This is a genomic window from Saltatorellus ferox (assembly GCA_007751475.1).
GTDB lineage: Bacteria > Planctomycetota > UBA1135 > UBA1135.
On record CP036434.1, the window covers coordinates 3,102,276 to 3,127,980 of the forward strand.

The 25,705-nt window shown below is 67.1% G+C and carries 17 protein-coding genes; 7 read left to right on the forward strand and 10 right to left on the reverse strand.

Features of this window, described 5'->3' with window-relative positions; translation table 11 throughout:
• Nucleotides 1-663: 663 nt before the first annotated feature.
• The gene (locus Poly30_RS11075) at nucleotides 664-2,796 is read right to left on the reverse strand and encodes an NHL repeat-containing protein (protein ID WP_145197202.1); all 2,133 of its coding nucleotides are present in this window, start codon (nucleotides 2,794-2,796) and stop codon (nucleotides 664-666) included.
• Between the two features lie 181 nt (nucleotides 2,797-2,977).
• Here Poly30_RS11075 and Poly30_RS11080 point away from each other — a divergent pair, with 181 nt between their 5' ends.
• Complete coding sequence (locus Poly30_RS11080) at nucleotides 2,978-4,492, forward strand: citrate transporter (protein ID WP_145197204.1); 1,515 nt, start codon at nucleotides 2,978-2,980, stop codon at nucleotides 4,490-4,492.
• 4 nt (nucleotides 4,493-4,496) lie between these two features.
• Nucleotides 4,497-6,644 carry a hydantoinase/oxoprolinase family protein gene (locus tag Poly30_RS11085; protein WP_145197206.1) on the forward strand — a complete coding sequence of 716 codons (2,148 nt, stop codon included), beginning with the start codon at nucleotides 4,497-4,499 and terminating at the stop codon, nucleotides 6,642-6,644.
• Nucleotides 6,645-6,655: 11 nt separating this feature from the next.
• Here Poly30_RS11085 and Poly30_RS11090 read toward each other — a convergent pair whose 3' ends face one another.
• Nucleotides 6,656-8,161: an FAD-dependent oxidoreductase gene (locus Poly30_RS11090; protein ID WP_145197208.1), complete on the reverse strand. Its 1,506-nt coding sequence runs from the start codon at nucleotides 8,159-8,161 to the stop codon at nucleotides 6,656-6,658.
• Between the two features lie 66 nt (nucleotides 8,162-8,227).
• Between Poly30_RS11090 and Poly30_RS11095 the strand changes: the two genes are divergently transcribed.
• Nucleotides 8,228-9,586 carry a glycoside hydrolase family 10-like protein gene (locus Poly30_RS11095; RefSeq protein ID WP_419191251.1) on the forward strand — a complete coding sequence of 453 codons (1,359 nt, stop codon included), beginning with the start codon at nucleotides 8,228-8,230 and terminating at the stop codon, nucleotides 9,584-9,586.
• A 1-nt stretch (nucleotide 9,587) separates the two neighbouring features.
• Here the strand turns inward: Poly30_RS11095 and Poly30_RS11100 are convergent, their stop codons facing one another.
• The 7 genes from Poly30_RS11100 to Poly30_RS11130 all read right to left on the reverse strand — a co-directional run bounded on the left by Poly30_RS11100 (nucleotide 9,588) and on the right by Poly30_RS11130 (nucleotide 19,259).
• The gene (locus Poly30_RS11100; protein WP_145197212.1) at nucleotides 9,588-10,694 is read right to left on the reverse strand and encodes an AGE family epimerase/isomerase; all 1,107 of its coding nucleotides are present in this window, start codon (nucleotides 10,692-10,694) and stop codon (nucleotides 9,588-9,590) included.
• Between the two features lie 82 nt (nucleotides 10,695-10,776).
• The gene (locus Poly30_RS11105; RefSeq protein ID WP_145197214.1) at nucleotides 10,777-11,688 is read right to left on the reverse strand and encodes a DUF4434 domain-containing protein; all 912 of its coding nucleotides are present in this window, start codon (nucleotides 11,686-11,688) and stop codon (nucleotides 10,777-10,779) included.
• Nucleotides 11,689-12,339: 651 nt separating this feature from the next.
• A complete protein-coding gene (locus tag Poly30_RS11110; protein WP_145197216.1) occupies nucleotides 12,340-13,767 on the reverse strand; it encodes a hypothetical protein in 1,428 nt (475 codons plus the stop codon).
• A 232-nt stretch (nucleotides 13,768-13,999) separates the two neighbouring features.
• Complete coding sequence (locus Poly30_RS11115; protein WP_145197218.1) at nucleotides 14,000-15,127, reverse strand: NAD(P)-dependent alcohol dehydrogenase; 1,128 nt, start codon at nucleotides 15,125-15,127, stop codon at nucleotides 14,000-14,002.
• A 113-nt stretch (nucleotides 15,128-15,240) separates the two neighbouring features.
• On the reverse strand, nucleotides 15,241-15,756 hold the full coding sequence (locus Poly30_RS11120; protein ID WP_145197220.1) for a hypothetical protein: 516 nt from the start codon (nucleotides 15,754-15,756) through the stop codon (nucleotides 15,241-15,243).
• Nucleotides 15,753-16,352: an RNA polymerase sigma factor gene (locus Poly30_RS11125; protein ID WP_419191252.1), complete on the reverse strand. Its 600-nt coding sequence runs from the start codon at nucleotides 16,350-16,352 to the stop codon at nucleotides 15,753-15,755. The genes Poly30_RS11120 and Poly30_RS11125 overlap by 4 nt, the downstream gene beginning before the upstream one ends.
• Before the next feature lie 465 nt (nucleotides 16,353-16,817).
• On the reverse strand, nucleotides 16,818-19,259 hold the full coding sequence (locus Poly30_RS11130; protein WP_145197222.1) for a PQQ-dependent sugar dehydrogenase: 2,442 nt from the start codon (nucleotides 19,257-19,259) through the stop codon (nucleotides 16,818-16,820).
• Nucleotides 19,260-19,607: 348 nt separating this feature from the next.
• Between Poly30_RS11130 and Poly30_RS11135 the strand changes: the two genes are divergently transcribed.
• The 4 genes from Poly30_RS11135 to pheT all read left to right on the forward strand — a co-directional run bounded on the left by Poly30_RS11135 (nucleotide 19,608) and on the right by pheT (nucleotide 23,917).
• Nucleotides 19,608-19,796: a large ribosomal subunit protein bL35 gene (locus Poly30_RS11135; protein ID WP_419191253.1), complete on the forward strand. Its 189-nt coding sequence runs from the start codon at nucleotides 19,608-19,610 to the stop codon at nucleotides 19,794-19,796.
• Nucleotides 19,797-19,799: 3 nt separating this feature from the next.
• Nucleotides 19,800-20,156: a 50S ribosomal protein L20 gene (rplT, locus tag Poly30_RS11140; RefSeq protein WP_145197226.1), complete on the forward strand. Its 357-nt coding sequence runs from the start codon at nucleotides 19,800-19,802 to the stop codon at nucleotides 20,154-20,156.
• Between the two features lie 294 nt (nucleotides 20,157-20,450).
• Nucleotides 20,451-21,479 carry a phenylalanine--tRNA ligase subunit alpha gene (gene pheS, locus Poly30_RS11145; protein ID WP_145197228.1) on the forward strand — a complete coding sequence of 343 codons (1,029 nt, stop codon included), beginning with the start codon at nucleotides 20,451-20,453 and terminating at the stop codon, nucleotides 21,477-21,479.
• Complete coding sequence (pheT, locus tag Poly30_RS11150) at nucleotides 21,479-23,917, forward strand: phenylalanine--tRNA ligase subunit beta (protein ID WP_145197230.1); 2,439 nt, start codon at nucleotides 21,479-21,481, stop codon at nucleotides 23,915-23,917. Before pheS ends, pheT begins: the two co-directional genes overlap by 1 nt.
• 198 nt (nucleotides 23,918-24,115) lie before the next feature.
• On the opposite strand, the gene Poly30_RS11155 is transcribed toward pheT, so the two are convergent.
• Nucleotides 24,116-25,606 carry a LamG-like jellyroll fold domain-containing protein gene (locus Poly30_RS11155; RefSeq protein ID WP_145197232.1) on the reverse strand — a complete coding sequence of 497 codons (1,491 nt, stop codon included), beginning with the start codon at nucleotides 25,604-25,606 and terminating at the stop codon, nucleotides 24,116-24,118.
• Nucleotides 25,607-25,705 lie beyond the last annotated feature (99 nt).

A 25,705-nucleotide genomic window follows, 5' to 3' on the forward strand; every position in this document is an offset into this window, starting at 1 on the left:
GCGGCGCGAATCGTGTGTGCCGCGGCGTGATCCGGGTCGGGCGTCCTCGCTTCGGCAAGCTGATTGTCCGCTCGGTCGACCCGGGTTTGCAGTCGCTCGATCTCGCGGTCGTACCTCGAAAGACCGTCCTCTATCGAAACCGCGCAGGGCGCGCCAGCGGTCGTGGAGTTCGCGGGATTCCCGAAGAGTGGGCGGAAGCTCCATCACGGCAGGCCCCATCTCATCCAATGCTACTGTGAGAGGGTCGAGTGTGCGGCCAAAGCGTCCACCAGAGCCTCACCGCCTGCAAGAGGACCCGCAAGAGCGCCAGAACCCCGAGTCAGGACCGATCCAACCCCCTCCCCAACCGAAACGTCTGTACCTGGTCCGTTTGTATCGGATAGCGCCAGGACCCGAAGCGGAACGTTTGTACCTGGTCCGTTTGTGTCGGTTGGGGGCAGGGACTGGTGGGGGGATCGGGACGTGGTGGGGACGCTTGAACGGGTGATCGTCTTGAGGAGAGTCAGGAGGAGGGAGGTCTTCCACAACAGATCTCGCAGCCGCTCTTCGTGGCTCCCGCCGCCCTTCGTTGAGCCCTATCGAGGCGTCATACTCCCCTTGACGATGACCTGGGTAGTCATCCGTCAAGGGGCAACCAGCAGGCGTCTCGGAAGGTCCTTCCGATTAGCGGACGAGGACGCTGGTAGCGTCCGAGTAGTTGAACGTGGGCACGCCGCCCACGTCCGCATCGCGGAACCAGCACTGGAAGTTCCAGGTGTCCCCCGCCATGGCCGCGACGGCGCCCGCGGGCTGCGGGATCGACGTCCAGTCGACCGAGGCAGAGATCGAACCGGCCGCACCGCTGTTGTAGATCGCGCCGCCCACGCCGCGACCGATGCTTCCACCGAGACACAGATTGCCCGCGCCGCCGCCTGCCATCGGCACGAAGTCCTGGGTGGTGCTGGCGATGAAGATCGAGAACGAGTCCGCGGGCATACCGGTACAGGTCAACACGAGATCGTTGGCGATGAGCCCCGCGCTTCCGGTCGCCACGATCGACGCGGCACCGCCGGTCGAGTTCGGCTCCGCTGCGCAGTAGTTCGTCGAGATCCCGCCGGGGATCTCCGCCTGGACGGCCATCTCGAACTCGCTGTTCGTGGGCGTCGTGTCATCGAGGATCGTCGCCACCCCCGTGGTCAGGTCGATCGCACAGAACGCTCCGGTTCCGCTCCCCGTGTAGACCGTGGCGAAGAGCGTGTCCGTGGACCAGTCGAAGTCCATGCCCTGGGCGAAGTTCGCGTTGAGGCCGATCCCGGTCCCGATCGGAGTCCCGAGGCCGGTGCTCGTGTCGATGGTATAGAGGGAGTCGTCCGAGACGGAGAAGCCGTAGAGGTTGCCCTGGGCGTCGCACGCGATGTCGATCATGAGGTTGGCGGGTGCGATCACGCCGACGAAGTCGAACACGCCCGTGTGAATGCTTCCACGGAAGAGGTTGCTGTCCATCCCGTCGTAGTCGGAGAGGTACCAGGTTCCGTCGGGCGCGCACGAGAGGCCGGAGAGCCCGGTCAGACTGGCGGGTCCCGTCAGAAGGGTTCCGGTGGGCGTGGAGACGCCCGTCGCCGGGTCGATGGTGACGATCTCGAGGGTGGCGTCATCCACGCCGTACAGCGTCGTTCCCGAAGGGTCGAAATCGATGCCATACAGGTTGCGGGCCTCGGTGCCGAGCACGCTGAGGTTGGCCAAGAAGTCGATCGTCTGGCTGGACGCGGCCTCGTTGAGTCGAAGGTTCACCAGCGAAATCGGCTTCGGCTCCGGGCCGGTCGCCACCTGGAAGATCGTCGCGCTGCGGGCGCCGAAATCCAGGATTGCCAGCGTGCTGGTGGCCGCGTCGTACGAGAAGTCGTAGTAGCCGGAGCCCGCAGCGGGGGCGAAGCCGCCCCAGTTCACCATCTGCGGCGCGCCGGTCTCGTCGATGACGTTCACGACGCTGAAGAAGTCTTGACCGCCGCCGGTGGTCGAACGGTCGTTGTAGATAACGAGCCCCTCGTTCTGGAGGTGCGCGATGTTCTGGCCCGAAACGAAATCGGCGTCGGGATCCTGATCGAAGACGATCGCCGCGTTCGTCACCGAGTTGTCGCCGTTCCGCGTGAAGGAGAGCACGTTGTTGCCCTCGCGGACCCAGACGTCACCGGTCGCGTCCTCGAAGTCGAGGTCGCGGAAGAACGACCCTTCACTCGTGAAGATCACGAACCCATTCGTGCCGTCCCAGATGTCCGCGCCCGTGGCGGCATCCTGGAGCCTCGCGCGGCCGCTTCCAAAGGTCGCCCAGGCGACGCCCTCACCCAGCGCAGGATCGCCACCAGGGAAGCCCGGGTTGAAGGCGACGCCGCTTCCGCCGCGCCCGTCCTTGACCCAGACCTGCACGCCTGCAGGATCGTAGAGAGCGATTCCCTGGGGATCGGAGGCGCCGGAGTCGTAGGCAGCCGCGATCCCGGCCCCAGAGATGTCGAGGCCAGAGTAGCCGCGCGAATTCGGAGCCGACTGCAGGCCGAACGCGGGGCCGAAGCTCGCAGCGCCGAGCGGATCGGTGACGCGAGCGATGCCCACGGGCGCGGTGGCCCCCGAGCTGTTGAGCCCCGCCGCGTAGAGGTCAGTGCCGTCCCAGGCGATGGCGGACGGGTTGCTACCGATGAACTCTGGGTTCATCGGATCGGACGTCGAGCTGAGATCGATGGTGCCGATTTCGGTCAGGCGAACCTGACCGAAGCTCAGGCAGGTAAGGGAGGCGGCGGCGCCGAGAGTGAAGAGAGAGCGCATGGGCGAGGGGTCCTTTCGGAGAGGTGGCAAAAAAGTTCCTTCAACCAGGTCCGGGCTGGCCGCTATCCTGCGGCCTTCCCGTCTGGGGCCGTCAAGGTATCAGCACTGCCCTGACTGCCGTGCTTGATCGACGACAGTACCGGGACCTCAAGCAAAACCTGAACGTGGACAGCGCCCCAAAATGAGCCCCGAAACCTTGCTCGGCATCGCGCTGGTGGTCCTGTTCACGGCCGGGGCAGCGGCGATGATCTCCCGCACGCTCCCCGCGCTGATCGTTCTGCCGATCATGGGATTCGCGATCGCAGCGGCGGCCTGGGCTATCACGGGTGAGCTCACATCACACGATGTGCTCGAGGGAGTCGTCTCGGAGGGAGCGATCAGCCTGCACAAGGCGATGATCGTCACGTTCTTCGGTGGCGCGCTCTCCTTCGTGATGCAGCGGTCGGGCGTCGCAGAGCAGCTCGTCAAGCAGGGCGCGGAACTCGTGGGAGCCGACCCCCTCGCGGTGGGCGTGTTCTCGCTCCTGCTCGTCGCCCTGCTCTTCTCCAGTCTGACGGGACTCGGCGCGGTCATCATGGTGTCGATGATCGTGCTGCCGATGCTCAGCACGGTGGGCCTCTCACCGGCGGCCGGCGCGGGCATCGTGCTGTTCGGGATGAGCCTCGGTGGCGTGGTGAACCCGGCCAACTGGGTGATCTACGTGGAAACGCTCGGCGTGCCGATCGAGGACGTCCAGCGGTTCGCGCTCGCTCTCTTCGCGATCGTCACCCTCGGCGGCGTGGCGATGATCCTCGTCGAACTCTTCCGCGGGCGGCTCATTCGACTCGATGCGCGCACGTCCGTGATCCTCCTGGGCTTTCTCGGCGTGATCGGCGGAGTGGCGCTCTGGCAGAGCGGCTGGGGCTCATCCGGCGCCCCCGACCTGGAGGCGGACGCAGGAGATTCGGCTCTGCTCCTCTGGTCCCGAAGGATCGTGCTCGCGGGCTTCGTGCTGCTGCTCCTGCGCATGCTCGTCGATCTCGTTCGGCGCGCGTCTCGCTGGCGCCACCAGACCGCCACGATTCGCGGCTGGGCCTACCTGATCCCGGTCGTGCCCCTGATCGCGATCCTGCTCTTCGACGTGCCCATCCTGGCCGCGTTCGCCATCGGCTTCGTCTACGCGATCCTTGCCACCGCCCGGCCAGGCTCGCTGGCCCTGTCCGTGCAGTGCCTGATCGAAGGCGGCGCGAGCGTCATGCCTGCCATCATCCTGATGATCGGCATCGGCATCCTCATCGCCGCGGTCAAGGGACCGGCGGACTGGGCGGCGACCCACACAGGATCGCCCTGGCCCGTGCTCGCCGCCATCGAGCCGATCCTCGAAAAGCTCGTGCCGTCGTCGCCGCTCGGCTACGTGCTGGGATTCGGCCTCGCCGCGCCGCTCGCCCTCTACCGGGGCCCCTTGAACGTCTGGGGGCTCGGGTTCGGCGTCGCCACGATCCTGCTCGGAGCGCAGTCCCTCCCCGCCGCCGCGATCATGGCGATGCTGCTGTCGGTCGGCCAGGTCCAGGGGATCTGCGACCCCACGAACACCGCCAACGTCTGGATCGCGCATCACCAGGGCGTCGACGTCAACGCGCTCATGCTGCGCACCCTCCCGTTCGTCTGGGGCGGGGTCTTCATCGGCCTGGCCCTGAGCGCCGCATGGTTCCTTTGATCCCATGACCCAGCGCAAGCTCAAGATCGGCATCGACGTCGGCGGGACGTTCACCCATGCGGTCGCCATCGACGTAACTCGCACCGAACTCGTCGGCAAGGCGGTCGTTCCCACGACGCACGGGAGCGAGGAGGGCGTCGCCGCGGGCGTCGTGCAGTCGATGCTCCGCCTCCTGGAGGAGGCCGCCATTTCACCGGACGAGGTCGTGCTGATCGCGCACTCCACGACCCAGGCCACGAACGCGCTCCTGGAGGGCGACGTCGCCAAGGTGGGGGTGCTCGGCCTCGGCAGCGGCGCGTCGGGCCTCAGGGCGCGCCGCGAGGCCAACGTCGGGCGAGTGGAACTCGGTCCGGGCGCGTTCCTGGAGACCACCTTCCGCTACCTCGACGTCACGGGCGGGCTCGATGAAGCGAAGGCCGCGGCGCTCATCGACGAGTTGATCGCAGGTGGCGCGAAGGCGATCGTGGCGGCGGAGCCGTTCAGCGTCGATCGGCCGGAGAACGAGAACCGCGTCGTCGCCCTGGCCCAGGAGCGCGGCGTGCCCGCGACGGCCACGGCCGGGCTGACCCAACTCTACGGGCTGCGCATGCGAACGCTGACCGCGGTGATCAACGCGAGCATGCTGCCGATCATGATCGAGACCGCGAATCGCACCGCCGACGCCGTCGCGCGCAGCGGCATCGACGCGCCCTTGATGGTCATGCGCTCCGACGGCGGCATCATGGATATCGACGCCATGCGCCAGCGGCCCATCCTCACGATGCTGTCGGGCCCCGCAGCGGGCGTCGCGGCCGCGCTCATGTACGAGCGCATCACGAACGGCATCTTCGTCGAGGTCGGCGGCACCTCCAGCGACATCTGCCTCATCCGGAACGGCCGGCCCGAGATCAAGGCCGCGGAGATCGGCGGGCGGCGCCTCTTCGTGCGAACGCTGGACGTGCGAACCGTGGGCGTCGCAGGCGGCTCGGTGCCGCGCGTGCGGCGCGGGAAACTCTTCGACGTCGGCCCCAGGAGCGCTCACATCGCGGGGCTCGAGTACGAGAGCTTCACGGAGGACCTCGGTGACGTCGAGTGCGCGCTCATGCGGCCGAAGCCCGGCGACCCCGAGGACTACCTCGCGCTGCGTCGCGGCGGCGATATCACCCACGCGCTCACTCCCACGGGCGCCTCCAACCTCTTGGGCCTCTCCGAGGGCTACGGTCGCGGCCACGCGGCGTCGATTCAGTCCGCCTTCGAGGCCGCGGGGCGCTACTTCGGTACGAGCGCCAAGGCGGTGGCGACGCGCATGCTGGAGCTCGGCGCTGCGCGGGTGGCCCCCGTGGTCAAGCGCCTCGTCGCCGAGCACAAGATCGCGGCCACGGATCTCGTCATGGTCGGGGGCGGAGGAGGCGCCGAGGCGGTCGTGCCCTTCACGGCGCGCTCCCTCGGGATGGAGTTCAAGATCGCCCGTCATGCGGAGGTGATTTCGGCCATCGGTGTCGCGCTGGGGATCCTCCAGGACAGCGTCGAGCGGACGCTTCTTCATCCCACCGAGTCGGAGCTGCTCGCCCTGCGCCGGGAGGCCTTCGACCGCGTGGCACGGATGGGCGCCGACCCCGAAACGATCGAGGTGCACGTCGAGATCGACCGGCGCGAGCGGCGCGTTCGCGCGACGGCGAGCGGTTCGCCGCAGCTCCGCACGAAGGATCTCTCGGGCCCGCGTCCCGGCGAGGACGAGCTGCGCGCGATCGCCGCCGGGCCGCTCGGCGTCGGCGAGACCGAGGTCTCATCGCTCGGCTCCCGCGACTCCTGGCTGCGCACCTTTACCGCCGAGCGGCGAGCGCGCGTCTTCTTCGGCCTCTTTCGCGTATGGCGCATGCCCGCGACGGTCCTCGACGCGGAGGGCGTCGTGCGCTACGTGACGAAGGACGCCTTCGCCGTGGCGACGAAGGCGGAGGACGCGGAGGGGCAGCTCTCCGAGCTGATCGAGCGCTATACGACCTGGGGCGACGGCGGCCTCGTGGTGCCCGAGGTCCAGCTCGTGAAGCCGCACCAGATCGTCGACCTCTCCGGGCTCGGGGAGGCGAATCAGCTGCTGGCGCTCGCGAGCGCCGAGCTCGCGGCGCTCGACGCCGCGGACCCGGTGACGATTCTGGTCATACCGCGCAGCTGACTCCTGGGCCTTCAGCCGCCAGCCAGCAGCGCCCGCTGGCGCTCCGCAAAGTCCGGCAGCGTGTTCGGGCAGTCCCTGTCCGGCACGATCTGTGCCCCCGCCGCGAGCAAGAGCGACTGAAGCTCGGTCACGTCGACTTCGCGGGGCTCGCAGCCGTCGCGTACCGCCAGCGCGGCGGCGGCTCCGGCGGCCTGGCCGATCAGCAGTGCCACGGGCTGCAGCCGCGAGCAACCGTTGACGATGTGCGTCGCGCCGATCGATTTCTCCGCTGCGATCAGCCCGTTGACCTCCCGCGGTAGCATGGCCGAGTACGGGATCTGGAACGGAGCGTTCGACGGGAAGCACTCGCCGAGCCGCTCACCCGGAGGACGGTGGTCCTTGTCGTGGTGGTGATCGAGGTAGTAGTCCCCGACGGCGACGCCGTCCGGCTGGACGGCATTGCGTTTCGATCCATCCCGTGGGACGACGTCCTCCTCACGTAGCCAGCGCACGGGGACGACGCGGCGGCTCTCCCGCACGTACGGCAGCAGCGGAAGATGATCGGCCGTCGGATAGACGTCCTCGGCGAGACCCCATTCCGGGTGCCCGAGTTCCGTCTGCATGTAGTGAACGTAGGCGAGCGTTCGCTCCTTCGCCGCCGCCAGGGTGGAGGCGCGCTCTTCGGGCGTGCCGAAGAGACCCTGCGCCGGATAGTCGTTCGAGTGGAACGGCCAGTTGAGCATGAAGAGATCGCCGGGCGTGCTGTCCTCGCCCGACTCCGGGAGCAGCGCGTAGGTCAAGAAGCTCTCCCACGAGTGCAGCTTGTGGTTCCAGTACGCCGGGTCCTGGATCTTCGCGTGGACGGCGGTGGAGTTGTGGAAGCGGGCGGTGTCCTGGCCGGGCGGAAGCAGCACCGGCTTCGCGCCACCCTGCACTCGCCGCAGGGTCGCGACCATCGTGAGGTCCTGGATCTCGTCGTCCGCCTCCTCGGGCGCGTGGGCCTCGCCCGTCTCCGCGCGGGACTCCCGTCCCAGGCGGAACGGGACCTCGCCGAGGGCCAGCACGTCACCGTACTCGGTGGCCTCGATCGTCACGTGCGCACGCACCTCCAGCGCGGCACCCCCGTGCTCGAACACGGCGCCCGCGATGCGCTGCTCCTCTCGCAGCACTCGAACGAGCCTCGCGCCGTGCAGGCATTCGGCCGTGGAGGCAGCCACAGCGTCGCGGAACCACGCGGCTGCGACCTGGGGCTCGAAGCAGGTGTTCGAAACCCAGCCCGTCCGCACCGCCTCAGGCCCGCCGTAGTGTTGCTCCATTGCGGCCCGAAACGCGCCGAAGATCCCTCCACCGAGGGCCCCCTCGTTCCCATCGATGCAGCTGACCCCCGCGGCCGTGATCATGCCCCCGAGCCACGGGGACTCCTCGACGACCAGGACGCGCGCGCCCATACAAACCGCTTGCAAAAGAGCCGCCACCCCGGAGCATCCGCCACCGACGATCAGCACGTCCACCTCGCGAACCCCGACGCTGTTTCCCATAGTGGGGGCATGCTAACGAGTCCCTGTCTGCCGTTGCTGCTCTCTTTGTCGATCACGATTCCGCACGTGTCAGCGCAAGAGGAGGCCGCGGTCGCCGTGCGCGGCGTCTGGATTCCGAACAGTCATTCGACGTTCTTCGAATCCCGCGCGAACGTCGCCGAGCAGATGGAGATCCTCGCGTCGTCTGGCATCAACGTCGTCTTTCCGGTGGTCTGGAGCAAGGGGCACACGCTCTTCCGAAGCGCCGTCGCCGAGAAGGTCACCGGGCACGCCGTGGACCCGCGCTACGGGGATCGGGATCCGCTGGCCGAGGTGCTCTTCGAGGCGCACGTACACGGGATCGAGGTCATTCCCTGGTTCGAGTACGGCTTCGCCGCCGGGCACGAGACCTTCCCGGGCAAGGCCCTCGTGAAGCACCCGGAGTGGGCGGCGCTGGATCAGAGCGGCGCTCCTGTCGTGAAGAACGGCTTCCAGTGGATGAACTCGCTGGATCCCGAGGTGCAGGGGTTCCTCACGGACATGGTGCTGGAGTGCGCTCGGCGCTACGACATCGACGGCGTCCAGGGCGACGACCGGTTGCCCGCGCTGCCCGCCGAGGGTGGCTACGACCCGCTCACGATCGCCCGCTACCGGCGCGAGCACCGCCGCGCGTCTCCGCCCGAGGACATTCACGACGTCGCCTGGACCCAGTGGCGCGCAGACATCCTCACGGACTACCTCGCGGAACTCAGGGCGGCGGTGAAGAAGGTTCGCCCCTCGCTGGCTTTCTCCATGGCGCCAGGCGGTCCGAGCTGGTCGCTGCGCGACTACCTGCAGGACCAGAAGACGTGGGTCGAACGCGGCCTCGTGGACGCGCTTCATCCCCAGCTCTATGCGCGTGACCTGGCGGGTTACGTGAGCCAGGCCGAGGCCATGCTGAAGATCGAGTGGCTCGGATCTCGACCCGGCGTGATCGCGCCGGGCGTCCTCGGGAGCTTCCGCGACTACCTGGTGTCGGAGGAGGACGCGCTGGGCGCGATCATGGCGAACCGAGCGCGTTCCCTGGGCGGCGAGGTCTGGTTCTACGAGACGAGCCTTCTGAGCCGCGACGGCGCTCTCGCCCGCGCGCTGGGCGAGGGGCCCTATGCCGAGCCTGCACGACTTCCCTGGCGGTCACGCGCGGGCTGGAGGCCTGCCGCCCTGGAGGGCGTGCGTAAGGCCGATGGCGAGGAGGTCGTGTTCACGCTGACGGCGCCGGAGCGGGGCACCTACGTCATCCATTCGGAGGCGCCGGAGTCCAATTCGGAGTCCGATTCGGAGCGCGAGCGCTGGACGGAGGTCGCCTCGGTCAGGCTGAGATCCGGCGTGCCCGTGGAGGTGCTGCGCGTCTCCGCCGAGGAAGCCGCTTCGATCGCGCGGGTGATCGGGCTCGTGAAGCGGGACTGAATCACGTCTTCAGGAGCCGCTCGCACAGCATGAGCGCCCGCGGCACGTGGAAGCAGCCCTTGTACGGCCCGCCCTTGAAGCGCTGGGAGACGCGGCCCTCGCGGTCGAGGTAGCCGAACCACTCTCCGTGCTCGGGGTCGGGAAAGCGCTCGTAGGCCCAGCTCGCGACCTGTTCGAAGCGCTCGAACCAGCGCGCGTCGCTGGACGCACGCCATGCCACGAGCGTCCCGACCATGGCCTCCAGGTGGGGCCACCAGAGCTTCATGCTCCACTCGAGCTGTGTCGGACTGTAGCCCTCGGAGTCGAGAAAATAGTAGAGCCCGCCGTGCTCGGTATCCCAGCCGACGTCGAGCGCTCCTTTCATCATCGCGAGACTCGAATCCACCAGCGCTGAATCGTTCACGCGCTCGGCGTACTGGACCAGGAACCACGCTGCTTCGATGACGTGCCCGGGGTTCAGAAGCCGCCCGGCGGGGGAGTCGAGTAGGCGCTCGCCGCCGGCGCCCACGGTCTCAAACACGAGCCCACGTTCGGCGTCGAAGTGGCGCAGCACCTTCGCGACGCACTCCGCTTCGATTCGGTCGTAGTCCTCGCGGTCGTCGAACGTCTCCGACCCTGGCTCGCCGCGGAGCTCGGCCACGAGGTTGAGCAGGATCATGGGGACCGCCAGTTCGGAGGTCTTCGTCTGCCCGCTGAGCACCGGGCGGCCGAGCCGCGTGGGATCTTCGATCAGCCCGAGGATCGTGTCGAAGAGGTCCAGGGCGCGCGCTCGATAGCTCTGGTCGCCGCTGGCGCGCGCAAACTCCGCGTAGGCCATCACAAGGAAACACTCGGAGAAGATCTTGCGCTGCAGCGCGATCGGCGCGCCGTCTCGCCGCAGCGCGAAGTAGGCGCGGCCGTCAGAACCGACGGCGTGGCGGCCCAAGAACTCCACGCCGAGGCGCGCCGCGTCGAGGTACCGCTCGTCCCTTCGCTCCAGGAAGACCTTGGAAAGCATCCAGACCTGACGCCCCTGGAGCCAGACGTGCTTCGTGGTGTCGAAGGGCGTGCCGTCGCGGTCGAGGCAGTTCAGGAACCCACCGTGCGCTTCGTCGAGGGAGTGCTCCATCCAGAAGGGAAGAACGCTCTTCCATAGATCGGAGCTGATCCGGTCCCGCCATGTGGCGATGCGTGATGGGAGGCCAGCGCGGTCAGCCACGTCGCTCTTCCCCGCGCTTCCACTCCATGTACATGCGATGCAGGCCCGCTGCCGAGGGGAACATCGAGTTCGGGCTCATGAAGTGGGAGTACTCGAAGGTGATGAGCTTGTCGACCTGTGCGGCGCGCGCGGCCTCGATCTTGTAGCGGAGCTTCGGCCACGCGATCGGCGGAAACTTGAGGTGGACGTCGCGGTCGAAGCTCTCGACGTTGGACCAGGACGTGATGCCGTGGCGGCGACTCAGGTCGGCGTTGGTCGCGAGGTAGTCGGGTAGCTCGGAGTAGAGCACTTGGCCGTCCTGGAAGGCGACGACGTCGACGAGCCCTTCGATCCGCTCGAAGATGCGCGACCAGTGCTGGCTGTGCTCCTCGAGCGTGAACGGCCTGTCGAACTGCTTGGCGCCGCGGGGGTAGGGAGAAATCAAGATCGGCAGATCGCGGAGCCCTTTCAGGTGGCGCGCGAGCGATTCGTACACGCGCATGACGCCATCGTCGAAGGCGTCGATCTCGTGGCTGATGTACCATCCGCCGAGGGCGGGGTGGTCGCCGTATCGCTGCGCGAACTCCTCGGTGAACGCGAGGTTCACGTCGATCTCCGCCTGGTGCTCGCCTCGCACCCAGTGCTCGCCCGAGTCGTACGTACCGAACCAAAAGGTCATCCCGTGGGTCTGCGCGAGATCCAGGAAGAGCTCCACGAGGTCGTCCTGGACGATCAGGTAGCCGTGGCGCTTCCGCAGCACGTCCGAGTGAAACGCGCAGCGGTCGCGGTAGCCAGCGCGGATGAGGATCACGGTGTCGATGCCGGCCGAAGCCATGGACTCGAAATCCTTGGCCCACTCCAGGCGACCCCAGTTGGCGGAAGGAATGTCGTGACTGATCTCGTCGAGAAAGGTGCCGGTGATCATGGCGGTACGCTACCCGCGCCCCGGTTGGCAAGCCCGCATCATTCACAAGTTTGCACCACCAGGACGCCCAAACCACGCCGTGGCGGCGTCAGACGGCAGCCTTTGGCTGCCGCCCGCTTCGCGGGCTCCCTCACAGAATGCTCGACGGGCCTACGGGCCCGCCTCCGCTTCGTTCGGTCGCCTTCCTTGCCACGCCGCGGTTTGAACGCACTGGTGGAGCAAACTCGTGAATCATGCAGGCTACGTCTCGGGCCGGACGCGCCCCATGGAATCGCGCAGGGCGTAGAGTCAGCCCTATCATGAGCATCACTCCGGCGAGGGGGACGAGGCAAAGAAACTGGCGGGCTTCCTTGGTTTCGAGAGCGTGGACACGTCGCCGATGCACAAGAATCGGAGCCCGACGGACGTGTACTCCGGCGATCGGCTGGCTCTTGCTCACGCACACCGGCTGGTCTACCAGAATCTGCGCGCTCCGGGATCGGTAGGCCAACGCATGAAAGCGGCCATTCGCGTCAAGATCCTGCGCCGGCCCTGACCGGCTGCCTTCGATGGCCCGGTCGACGACAAGGCCGACCGGGGAACTACCTTTGATGCCATTGGGTTTGGCGCTGGCGACGCAGATTGATGAATTCTTCGGGCTCGTGGTCTGGATCAGAAGTTGAGCTGAATACCGTCGGAGAAGTTCGACACGGGCTGGCCCATGACCGAATCGCGGTACCAGGTCTGGAAGTTCCAGGACTGACCGGGAACAGCGCTCACGAAGCCCGTCGGGCTCGGGATGGCCGTGAGATCGATACCCAGGGTGATAGCACCACCGGGGCCGGAGTTCTTGACCTGACCCGGGCCCACGTAGCGACCCACCTGGCCCGCCACGCAGAGGTTGCCGACGCTGCCGCCGGGGTTCATCACGAAGCCCTGGGTCTGTGAAACGATGTAGAAGCAGAAGGAGTTCGCCGGCAGGGACTCCGTGGAGAGGGAGACCTGGTTGTCGGCCACGTTCAGCGACCCGCTGGCCGACATGACCGCTGCTTGACCGGTCGAGTTGGCGACCGCCGCGCAGTAGTTCATCCCGATTCCGAAGCTCTCTTCGAAGAGATAGACCTGCCGGTTCTCGAAGTCCAGGATCGCCAGGGTGCCGCTCGCCGCGTCCCAGGAGAAGTCGTAGTAGGCGTTGCTGGTGGGGAAGGCGAAGCCGCCCCAGGTCGCGGTGGCTGCGGCGCCCGAGGGCGTGACGAACTTGATGACGTCGGTCGCCTGCTGGCCCGTGTTCGGATCGTCGCGGTCGTTGAAGACCACGTAGTCCTGGAAGGAGCGATCGAGGTAGGCGACGTTCGTTCCGTTCGTGAAGGGACGATCGACCGGATCGAAGAGGTACGTCGCGGTGCCCGTGGCGTTGTCGCCCGTGCGCTGCATCTTGACGAGGTTGTTGGCCTGGCGCAGGTATACGTCGCCCGTCGTGTCGTCGAAGTCGATGTCGCGCCAGAGCGTGCCCTGCGTGGCGTCCAGCAGCATGCCGTTCGCGGTGGTCCACACGTCGGCGCCGGTGACCGTGTCCTGCATCAAGCGGCGTCCGGAACCGAAGTTCGGATAGCCGACGCCGCGCCCAGTGGGACCACCGCCAGGTGTACCTGGATCGAAGCCGACGCCGGAGCTGCCGCGAGTGTTCTTCATCCAGATCGGCGCGAGCGTCGTGGTGTCGAAGAGGGTGATCCCCTCGGCCGTGGCGGCGCCAAAGTCATGGGCGGCCGCGAGACCGGCGGGCGAGATGTCAAGACCCGAGTACCCGCGCTGATTCATCGTATTGGGGACGATGCCGAAGGCCGGGCCGATGGTGGCGGAGCCGAGGGCGTTCGTCACCTTGACGATCGCCGTGTTCTGGACCTGGCCGCCGTTGTAGCCACCGACGTAGAGGTCCGCTCCATCCCAGGCCACGGCGGAGGGGCTGGAACCGATGAATTCGGCGTTGGCCGGGTTGGCGGTGACCGAGAGATCGACGGTCGCAAGCGGGGTGAAGCTGATCTGGCCGGCGGCTGAGCTGGCCAGCAGGCCTGCCACGCTGAGAGTGAGTGCGGATTTCAAAGTGTGGTCCGGTGTTCTGGTCTTGAAAGAGAGAGAAAGGGAAGCGGTGGGGAGGGCCGCGTGGGAGCGGCGGCGCACCTAAGCGCAGTCTCCCCGGATCATCCCACGACGGGAAGCCCTCGCGGCCCCTTCCACACACAACCCTGACGATCGGGTCCAGATGTCTCAGTTCGGACTCGCTGTCGCGCCTTGGCGCGCGCTCGACGCTGACTCCGCGAGGTCCTCCTCGGCGTCAGGATGCCTTTCCGCCATCTGCCGCCATTCCCCGGTCGGGAGCTTCCAGCGTCGTCGCTTCGAGCTGGCTTGCGGCGGCCCTCAGCGTCGACATGTCGATGACGTGACGGAAACGAACGTCCTCCGACTTCACTCTCTCGAAGGCGTCCTCGATCTCGTCCATGGCGATGCTCTGGGTCTCAGGTCGGATGTCGTGCTTCGCGCAGAAGTCGAGGACTTCCTGGGTTTGCTTCACCCCTCCGATCAGTGAGCCCATGATCTTCTTGCGCTTGAAGAGCATCGGCATCGTCGCCAGCTCTTCGATCGGCATGAAAAGGCCCACGAAGTGCAGCGTGCCATCGTGGGCTGTCATCGCGAGATACGGATTGACGTCGTGGGCGTAGGGGATCGTTGAGAGCACGAGATCGAAGCGGCCTTCGGCGGCTTCCACTTCGTCCTCGTCCTTCATCAGGATGACGTCGTCCGCACCCAGCTCCTCGATGAGCTTCTCCTTGGACGCGCTCGTGGTCAGCGCGGTCACGTGCGCACCCATCGCCTTGGCGATCTGGATCGCCATGTGGCCGAGTCCACCGATGCCCGCGATCGCGACCTTCTTCCCCGGACCCGCGTCGTGGTAGCGCAGCGGATGATAGGTGGTGACGCCAGCGCAGAGGATTGGGCCAGCTTTCTCCGGCTCGATGGCGTCCGGGATCGTGAGGCAGAACTCTTCGCGAACCACCATCGCCGTCGAGTAGCCGCCGTAGGTGTTGGTTCCGTCCGGGGCGGTCGGTCCGTTGTAGGTGAGGGTCGCGCCGCGAGGGCCGGTGCAGTACTGCTCCTCGCCGCTCTTGCACGCATCGCACGTCTGGCAGGAGTTGACCATGCATCCGACGCCCACCAGGTCGCCCACGCTGAAGCGCTTCACGCCGCTACCGACCTCGGTCACGCGCCCGACGATCTCGTGCCCCGGGACGCAGGGCCAGACCGTGTTTCCCCAGTCGTCGCGGGCCTGGTGGATATCGGAGTGGCAGACGCCGCAGTGAAGGACCTCCATCGCCACCTCGCCAGAACGGACATCGGGGCGGTCGAACTGAACGGGCTTGAGGGGCGAGCTGGCGTCAGGGGTGCCGTAGGCGTGAACTTTCATGGGAAGTCGTTTCGGGTCGATAGGGACGTGAATCGATGGCGCTCGGGGCGCGCCAGGGTTCATGAGCACACGTACCGCGCTTCGGCCTGGTGCTACTTCGACATGAAGTTCGATTAGTGCGACGGAGGTCCGCTCTCCATCAGCGCGGCCCGTGCGTCATTCAGTTCCCTTCTGGCGGCGACGGCTCGGACCAGAAGCACCGAAGCCACCGCGATGAACGAGCCGCCTGTGCTGCCCACGAGAACGGCGCGTCCATCCTGGTTCTGTGGGATGGTCACGGCGAGGCCGAGCAGCGTGAACGCGCTGCTGAAGACGAGGCCCATGCTCGCCGCGATGACTCGCTGGTGAACGAGGAGGCTCCGTCGGCGCAGGAGACCGTGGACGGCGAACGCGCTCCACGAGAACGCGATCACCAGACAGAGTCCGAACGCGACGTTCGTTCTCGCGGGAAGCGGCTCGGGCTCCGTCGCCCAGACCGACGCGAGGAAGAGCCCGCCGCCTGCGCTCACCACGAGCAAGGCGGCCATCCAGGCGGGTGAGACCGGAGAGGTCCGAGCCGCGATCAGGCTCCGCGCGCTGGCGAGCGACGAAGGTGGGACGGGTACGGTCGTGGTGAAGCGATCAGTCATGGTGCGATTCCTCGGTCGAAAGGCCCGAATTGGGCGCGAAGCTTTCGCCGCGCGCGGTGCAGGCGGGACTTGACGGTGCCGGGCGGAGCGTGGATCGCCTCGCCGATTTGGTCGATGGGGAGTCCTTCGAAGTAGTGCAGGAGAACGACTTCGCGCTCCAGGGGCGTGAGGGACTGCAGTCCCTGCTCCAGGACGTTCGGATCCAATCCTTCGGGGTCATCGGTCGAGCCGTCACTCGCCTCCGTGACCTCGATGTCTTCGGGCCAAGGCTCCTCGGGCGCATGGCGATAGCGCATGCGCATCCAGTCGAAGGCCGAGCGTCGGGCGATGCCGAAGAGCCAGGGAGCGAACGATGCGCGCTCCTTCAGTCGCGGCAGCCCTCGCAGCACGCCGAGCCAGACGTTCTGGCAAACCTCGTCCACCTCGCGCGGGTCCTGGAGGAAGCTCGCCACGTAGCGGAAAACGGACGCGTGCCAGTCGACGACCATTCGATCCAGTGCGTCTCGCTCGCCGAGCTGGCAGCGAATGACCAGGAGCGCGAGTTCGCGCTTCTGTCCTTCGATCGCGGCGGGTCTGGGTTCGTCGGAGTCGTTCACGGCCTATCAGTCGGCCGGGCTCGACACGGGTTCTCGCTTTTCCATGATTCCCGCAGCCTGCGCCATTTGGGTCTTCAGCGGAATCCGCGGCCCTGCAAGGCCCACGGGCCCAGGCAGTCCTGAGCATCGGGGCGCTCTCGGCCCGCGGACTGGCGGTGGTGAGGGCGGCGACTGCGCGTGTGAATCGGGGCGGAACGGTTCCGCGACTTCCACTCTTCGCCTCCGCGTCTCGACTCCTTGCCTGGGTCTCTCAAGGCGGAGGCCAGGCCCAAGCTCGCGTACTTCCGACCCTCCATCCCTCACAGGGGCGCCGCACCCCTGCAACCTTCCCGGCCCTCCGCTTCTTTGGTTGCGTTGGCAGGTGTTCCGGAGTTCCGGAGTCCAGCGGAGTCAACCCCAGGCCCAGCGCTCCTTGTTCGCCGCTGGACTGGAGTGTTACAGGCCCCCAGATTCTGCTGAAGACCCCTATTTCGGGTCCACGGCCTGGGAGCAGTCGAGGCGTCTCCCTTCGCCTGCCACGATGTCGAGTTCCCGGGCGTCGAGGGCGCGGGAGTAGATCCGGACCTCGTCGATGAGTCCGTCGAAAGGCCGATCGCTGGCGGGCTGATTGCCGATGGCGGCTGGAACGCTGGGGGAGGTTGAGATCGCGCCCGACTTCGCCATCGAACCGACTTCCGTGCCATCGAGGTACATTCGCATGCGCGCGCCGTCGTAGGTCGCAGCGACGAAGGTCCACTCGGCCGCGGCGAGGGGCGGACCGGTGCTGATCAAGGTGCTCGTCAAACCTCCCGCTTTGAGGCGGAAGCGCAGCCGCGGTGCGCCGCTTACCTGAATCGTGCTCAGCATCCAGTAGTGATCCTGTTCGGACACCCCCGTTGCCTTCGAGAGGATGCGGGCGTCGGGCACGCCGAAGTCGTCGGCGCGAATCCAGGCGGTCAGCGTGATCTCGGTGCCCGTGACGTCCGGCGAACCGATGAAGAGTCGGTCGTCGATTCCATCGAAGGAGAGCGCGCCACTCGTGGTGCCGGGCGTGTGGCTGGCTACGCCCTCGCTCGACCAGGTGGCCCCTGCGAGCGTCCCGTTCCACAGCCCAGCGGCGCGATCGAGGGCGACGAGGCCCGAGCCTTCTTCCATCGACCAGCGCGCCACGAGCGACTCCTGGACATCGTGGATGCAGGGCAGAACGGTCACGACCGTGAAGTCGCTGCGGCTATCCGTTCCGTCGGTGACGTCGAGGCGGAAGCGGTAGCGTCCCGTACGCACGGGGAAGAAGTAGGCCGCGGTTTCATCGGTGTTGGAGAGCTCCGCCCGGGGGCCGCTGACCTGAACCCAGTTCTCGCTCAGAAGGAGTTCGCTCCCGTCTGGGTCGTAGGTGGCCGCGCCGTTCAGGACGACCATCGTGCGGACCTCCGCGAATTGATCGGGTCCCGCGTTGACGACGGGGGGCTGATTCGTGGCGGCGCCGATCGTGTAGTCGGCCGCGGCGAGGGAGCTTGACGCGCCCCCGAGGAAGGCCCGCGAGCGCAGCGTTCCGGTTCGGCGCACGGAGAGGGGGCCGGTGTAGAGGGTCGAGGCCATCGTGGGCTCGGAGCCGTCCGCCGTCCAGCGGATCTCAGCGCCCGCGGTCGCCGTCGAGAGCGCGACCTGGATCGGTCCTGGGTAGCTACCGCCGTCCGGCGTGAACGTCGGGGTCGCGACCGAGGCCGTGCCCTCGTAGCGCACGCGCACGATGCTCCCTGCGCCCGTGAGGTAGCTCGTCATCAGATAGTAGAGCGCGCCGTCGGGGCCCACACGAAGGTGCACTGGCTTCAGGCGCGTCCCCGCTCCGTCGAAGAGTCCGACGTTCGTGTCGAAGGCGACCACGCTCGGGTCTGCCGCGGAGCGCACGTAGCTGAGCTGGCCCGGAGGCCCTCCGTTCGCGCCGTTCGTGCCCCAGAGCGCCATGAAGTACGCGCCGTGGTACTGGCTCGGGAACGGGCCGCTGGCAGGATACCAAGCGCCCCCCGCCACCATCTTGTTGCCCGCCGCGCCGCCGTCGACCCAGTGGCCGCGGGAGAGTCCGATGCCGCCGAAGTTCTGGTGCCGGTAGTTGGCGCCCGGTTCCAGACGCAGGATCTCGGCCTTGTTGCCGCCGTTGGCCTCACCGATCAGCATCCAGCCGTTCGACTCGTTGAGGGTCAGCGTGTAGGGATTGCGCAGGCCGAGCGCGTAGATGGCGCGGTAGTCCCCGGACGCCTGGCCGTAGAAGGGGTTGCTCTCGGGGATCGATCCGTCCGGCCGGATACGCAGAACCTTGCCGGTGAAGGTGGATAGGGACTGAACGCCGTCGCCGCCCGACCAGCCGTCGCCGGTCGTGATGTAGAGCAGGCCGTCGGGGCCGAAGCGCAGGGCGCCGCCGTTGTGGCTGCCGCTCGCGCTCGAGCCGTTGAAGGGCAGGTTCAGGAGCAGGGTTTCGCCGGGTAGAGCGCGGTCGGGGTTCGCCGGGTCACGCTGGATCCGGACGACCCGATTCTGGCGCGGGTTGTCCTTCATGTAGAACACGTAGACAAAGCCGTTGCTGGCGTAGTCCGGGTCGAAGGCGAAGCCGCGTACGCCAGAGGAGCGGTGGGCGGCAGGAGCGCCGTTCTCCTTCGGAATGTCGAAGCGGGCGAAGGGCTCGGGGAGAAGTCGCCACGTACCGGTGGGGGTTTCCTCCGCGAGGCGTAGGTACCCTGCGACGCGCTCGGTGACCATGAGCCGTCCGTCCGGGGTGAAGTCGAGGGCGGATGGCGACGCGAGGCCCTCGAGTACGATGGACTCCTGGAAGCCTGCGGGGAGGTCGCTGGCGACCGCAGGGGGCGCCAGGCCCCATGCGGAGGCGCCGACGAGGAAGGAGGCGGCTAGAACCGCGGACTGGAGATGGCTCATGGGGGCTCGTGGGACCTCCAGGCAACATCGCCGGAGGCTCCTTGACGCCAAAAGGCTAGCCCCCGGTCCCGGAACGGCTGGTCCCACCGAGACATCTCCGCTCTGGCGCCCTGCCCGCTGCGCAAATCGGGACACTTCTTGCTCGGAATCGAGGCACAAACTCCCGCGATTGGGGGTGCCTCCGCACGGCCGCGCCGCTATCCTGCTCGCCAGAAGTGCGGAGCGAGCCCTCGTTCCGACTCCCGCAAGTGGCGCGGCACCGCCCACGACCGGGGTTTCCAGGCTGACGTGAGCTCGATCGGATCGGGCATGTATCACGTCCGTTCCAAGGACAGAACCGTGCCAAAGATGAAATCGAAAGGAGCCGTCAAGAAGCGGTTCCGCATGACCAAGAGCGGCAAGCTCAAGTGCTCCAGGCCCAAGCGTGGCCACCAGCACGCCCCGAAGGACGCCAAGCACAAGCGCAACAAGCGCAAGGCGATCATCGTGACGGGCACCTGGGCCTATCTCCTCAAGCGCATGATGGGAGGTGGCTGATCCATGGTACGTGTCACCTACGGCGCTCCGCGTCACCAGAAGAAGGTTCGCTGGTTCAAGCGCGCTCGCGGATTCCGCGGCGGCCGCTCGAAGCTCTGGCGCACCGTTCGCGAGTCTGTCGTCCGCGCATGGGCGTACAGCTACCGCGACCGCCGTCAGAAGAAGCGCCAGTTCCGCCGCCTCTGGATCGTCCGCATCAACGCGGCCGCTCGGATGCGCGGGATGACCTACAGCCAGTTCATCGCAGGCATGAACCGCGCCGAGATCGGCCTGAACCGCAAGCAGCTCTCCGAGCTCGCGATTCACGATCCCAAGGCGTTTGACGCACTCGTCGAAGAGGCGAAGTCCGTTCTGTCCTAGGAGGATGTAGCGAATAGCTGATTCCGCCCAGCGGGCATGAGCTTTTCGCATGCGGCGTTGCCAGGAAGGCCAAGTAACTACGGCTACGAGGCGCTTCCTGGCGCCTTGCCTGCAAAAAGCTCATACCCACTGAGCGAAACCATCGATCCGCAACAGCCTCCGAGCGACTGCACGTAACGCAGCCATCGCGAGCCGCCAGACGACCGCGCCTTCTCGAAGGCCGGGTCGCTGGCGGCTCGCTTCATATCGCGCCCACCCCGCAACCACCTCACTCTCGTCTTCAGGCTCACTCCCGTGACGGATACCGACGCAACTCTCTCCGACGCCTTGGGCCGCATCTCGACGGCTCCCGACGTCGACACACTGCGCTCCATCGAGCGTGAATTCGTGGGCAAGGACGGCGTGGTCGCCTCGATGCTAGCGGCGATTCCCACGCTGCCGCCCGCCGATCGCAAGGGCGCTGGCCAGAGCGCCAACCAGCTCAAGCAGGCCGTGCTGACGGCCCTGGCGGAGCGCGAGGTCGCCCTCGGGAACGCGGCGCTGGACGCCGAGCGCAAAGGCGACGGCTTCGACGCTTCGCTGCCCCCGCCGCGCCTGGAGCGCGGGACCCTGCACCCCGTCGTGCAGGTGACCCGCGAGCTGGAGGACCTGTTCACGTCCATGGGCTACATGGTCCTCGACGGGCCCGAGGTCGAACTCGACGAGTACAACTTCGAGAAGCTCAACATCCCCGCCGATCACCCGGCGCGCGACACGCAGGACACCTTCTACTGCAACGCCCCGGGATCCAAGGCGACGCTGCTCCTGCGCACGCACACGAGCCCCGTTCAGGTGCGCGCGATGGAGCACCTCCAGCCGCCTTTCCGCGCGGTCGTACCCGGCAAGGTCTTCCGCCAGGAGACGACGGACGCGAGCCACGAGCACACCTTCCACCAGATGGAGGGCATCGTCATCGATCGAAACGTTTCGGTCGGTCACCTGATCGGCGCCATGAAGACGCTCCTCCGGGGCATCTTCAAGAAGGACATCGAGGTGCGCCTGCGCCCGGGCTACTTCCCGTTCGTCGAGCCAGGCTTCGAACTCGACGCGCGCTGCCCGTTCTGTGAAAAGGGCTGCAGCGTTTGCAAGCAGTCGACCTGGATCGAGCTTCTGCCCTGCGGCCTCGTGCACCCGAACGTGCTGAAGGCCGGTGGGCTCGACCCCGAGGAGTGGGGCGGTTTCGCCTTCGGCCTCGGTCTCTCTCGCCTCGTGATGCTGCGCTACGGCATCGATGACGTCCGCCACCTTCTGGGCGGTGACCTGCGTTTCCTGGAGCAGTTCTGATGTTGGTTTCTTTCCGCTGGCTGGCACGGCACGTCGACCTCGAGGGCATCACGCCCGAACAGCTCGGCAACGACCTCACGCTTTCGACCTGCGAGGTCGAGGGCATCGAGCCCTTCGCGCCGCACCTTTCCAACGTCACCGTCGGGCATGTGCTTGAGCGCGTGCCGCATCCGGATGCCGACAAGCTCGGCGTTTGCCAGGTCGACGTCGGCTCGGGCGAGCCGCTGCAGATCGTCTGCGGTGCGCCGAACGTGGGCGCGGGACAGCGCGTGGCCGTGGCGACGATCGGCACCGTCTTGCCGGGCGACTTCAAGATCAAGAAGAGCAAGATCCGCGGCGTCGAGTCCCACGGGATGATCTGCTCCGTGCGCGAGCTGGATCTCGGCGACGAGCACGACGGCATCTGGGTTCTGCCGGAGCCGGACGGCGAGCCGCTGGCCCTCGGCCAGTCCATCGCCAATGCGCTCGGGATGGGGGACTGGGTGATCGAGATCGACAACAAGTCGCTGACGCACCGCCCTGACCTCTGGGGTCATCGCGGTCTCGCCCGCGAAGTGGCGGCGATCTACGAGCGCCCGCTGAAGCCGATCGACCTCACGCTGCCCGATCTCGGCGGCGCGCCTGCGTTCCCCGTGAGCGTCGCAGACGCCGCGTGTAGCCGTTACATCGGCCTCGGCATCGACGGCGTCCAGAACGGCAAGTCACCTTCATGGATGCGACAGCTGCTGCTCGCGGTGGGCCAGCGCCCGATCGATCTCTTCGTGGACCTCTCGAACTTCGTCATGCTGGACCTTGGCCAGCCGAACCACGCCTTCGATCGCACCGCGCTCGACGGCGGGGGCATCGCCGTGCGTAAGGCGAAGGCCGGCGAGACGATCACGACCCTCGACGGGGAACTGCGCAAGCTGGAGACGTCCGATCTTCTGATCACGTCCGGCGACGCGCCCGTTGCGCTGGCCGGCATCATGGGCGGCGAGGAGTCGAAGATCCAGGGCGGCACCTCCAAGCTGCTCTTGGAGTGCGCGGCCTTCGACGCCGCCACCGTGCGGCGCACCTCCTCGCGGCTGGCGCTGCGCACGGATTCGTCCGCGCGCTTCGAGAAGAGCCTCGACCCGACGCTTCCCGAGAAGGCAGCCGCGCACTTCGCGCGCCTTTTGAAGGAGATCCAGCCGGGCGTTTCGTTCCCGATGATCCTGTCGGACGAAGGCCGCTGGTCCGATCCGGCCACGACGATCCACGTGCGCGGCGACGTGGTGCGCCGTGACCTCGGCGTGGATCTCAGTGACGAGGCGATCGCGGATATTCTGCGACGACTCGAGCTGACCCCGACCGCCAAGGATGGCGGGTTCGAAGTCGCCATCCCCTCGGCTCGAGCGACCAAGGACCTGACGATGGAGCGCGACCTCGTGGAAGAGGTCGGCCGCATCCATCGCTATGGCAGCGTCCCGGAGGCGCCGCTGGTCGGCGCGGTGATGCCGCCGCCCTTCGATCGTCGTCGCGCGATGGTGCGGGCGATCGAGGACCGTCTTGCGGGTGCGGCGCGCTTTCACCAGCTCCTGTCGTATTCGTTCCAGTCCGACGATCTGCTCTCGAAGGTGAACGCGGACAGCGGCGATTTCGTCACCGCCCGGAACCCGGTGGCGCCGGAGCTGTCGAAGATCCGTCGAGAGGTCCTGCCGAGCGTACTCGGGGCCCTGGAGACGGCGCGTCGTCGGCGTTCCGAGGTCCTCGTCTTCGAGGTCGGGAAGGGCTATCGGCCCGAAGAGGCCAGCGAAGACGGCATGCCGCGCGAGGTGCATCAGGTCGTGATCGCGATCGCGAGGTCGAAGGCAGCGAAGGGGGACGCCGGATTCAATGGCGGCGCGTTCTTCACGCTGCGAGCGGTCGTCGACGACGTGGTGCGCGCTGCCGGCGTGGCGGTCCCTTGCTGGTCGCCGGGCGGCGAGGCGCACGCCACGCTCCATCCGGTCAAGCAGGTGATCGGTGAGTGGACGGCGGACGGCCAGAGCGCGGGCGTGATCGGCGAGCTCGATCCCGCCGTGCGCGGCCGACTCGGTCTCGTGGGCGAGCTGGACAGCGACGTCGCGGTCGCAGTTCTCGACCTGGATGCGATGCTGGCAGCCCCGGCGGCCCCGCGTACCTACACGCCGCTGCCGAAGTTCCCGAGTGTCAAGGTGGACGTGGCGTGCGTGGCACCCGCGGAGCTACCGGCCTCGGCGCTCACGAAGGCGATCGAAGACGCGGGCAAGGGAAGCGTGGCCGACATCGAACTCTTCGACGTGTTCAAGGGCGAGTCCCTGGGCGCCGGCAAGAAGTCGTTGGCGTACCACGTCGTTCTACAGTCGGCGAACAAGACGCTGACCGATAGCGACGCGGCCAAGTTCCTGGGCCGTCTTGAACGGACGCTGGAGGCTGTCGGAGCAGCTCTCCGGCGATAGGGAGCAGGAGGCCTCACGGTCCGCCAGTCGTGAAAGGTCGACCTGCGTTATCGGGCGGCCGCCGCCCACTGGCGACGGCCGCACGCCGCTGCGGTATTCAACGGAGAAGAACTTCAGCCCGCAGCTCTGGTTCCGGTTGTGCCGGGACCATCAAGAGCGGCCGGAAGAAGCGTCTGCTCCGCCCGTGGCGACCGCGCGCTACTGGAACGTCAGCGAGACGCCGTTCGTGAAGTTCGAGGTCGGCGTTCCGACCGAGTCTCGGTGCCAGAGCTGGAAGTTCCAGGTCTGGCCCGGAAGCGCCGACACGAAGCCGTTGGGCTGCGGCATCTGCGTCAGGTTCAGCGGAAGCGAGATCTCGTTCGAGTTGCCCGAGTTCTGGATCTGACCCGGACCCACGTAGCGTCCAACGGCGCCGCTCAGGCAGAGGTTGCCCTGGCTGCCGCCGGGCATCATGACGAAACCCTGGGTCTGGGACGTGATGAAGAATCCGAAGGTGAACCGAGGAATGTCCGACGCGGTCAGCGTGACGTCGTTGGCGGCAGCGACGAGCGATCCGCTCGCCGCGATTTGCCCGCTGTTTCCCGTCGAGTTCGGGACGCCGGGGCCGCAGTACTGCGTGCCGAGTCCGCCGTTGAAGTACACGTTGTGGTGCTCGACGATCTCAGCAGGGGTCAGCATGGCCTCGTACACGGCGACGCCGCGGACCTTGCCGAAGAACGGATCGAGGTCGCGATTGTTCGGGCGGTAGATGAAGCCGATGCCTTGCTCACCCTGAAGGACCGGGGACGCGGTCGTCGTACCGGCCGAGGTGCCGTTCACGAACAGCTCCGTCTCGCCGAGCGTCGTATCGACGACGAAGACGAGGTGCAGATCCGCGTTCTCCGTGACCGTCGGGCCCAAGAACGAATAGTCCGCGATGCCGAATTCGGTGACGCCGTAGGCGAGCGTGTTGGACCACTGCTCGAACTTGAAGCCGGCGGCGTCGCCGACACCGCTGGCGAGGACACCCATGAGTCCGCTGCTGTCACCTTCGGCGGTGCCGTGAACGATGAACTCGTAGGAGACACCGTTCGCACCGTTGGTCATACCGATGTCCGCGACGGTCGGCCCGATGAGATCGGTCATCGTGAACGACGCGGGCGTGCCGGTTGCCACTGCCCCCGACCAGGCGGACACGGAGCCTGCAGCGGCGGGAAACACCAGCTGGGCGATGTTGAGTGATCCTGCGACCGTCGGGAAGGCAAACGCGTCGCCCGTGCCGACCGAGACCCAGTACGGCATGCCGGCCGTAAGGGTGACGAGTGCCGCGCTTCCGAGCAGGCAGAAGTCGTCGTTGCAGGCAAGCTCCAAAAGGGAGCCGCAGCTGCCTTCGTAGACGGCGATCGCCGTATCGGCGGATCCTCCGCAGGTGTCGATGCGGTAAGCGCCGGTCGTGCTGGGCGTGAACGTGAACCAGACTTCGTTCTGGGTCGCGCAGTAATTGCTTCCGGTCGTGGTCGCCGGAACTCCCGGTGTATCCGACGGACTGGCGGTGTCGAAGGCGGTGGTGGAGGGAAGTGCGGGGATGACGTCTGCATTCGCGCAGACGTTGGCACCCTGGGCACTGGCGGTCGCCTGGAGGGCGAGGGCAGCGAGGCCGCACGAGGCAAGGCTGTGCAGGGAGAGTCGAGGATGGATATGAAGCTTCATGGGTGAACTGGGACGGAAGGGCAGACACGAGTCATGCCGGGCAAAGATGTCCCGGCCGGCTCGAGTCCTTGGCTCCGTTCAGTCTACCGCCCTTGCCCA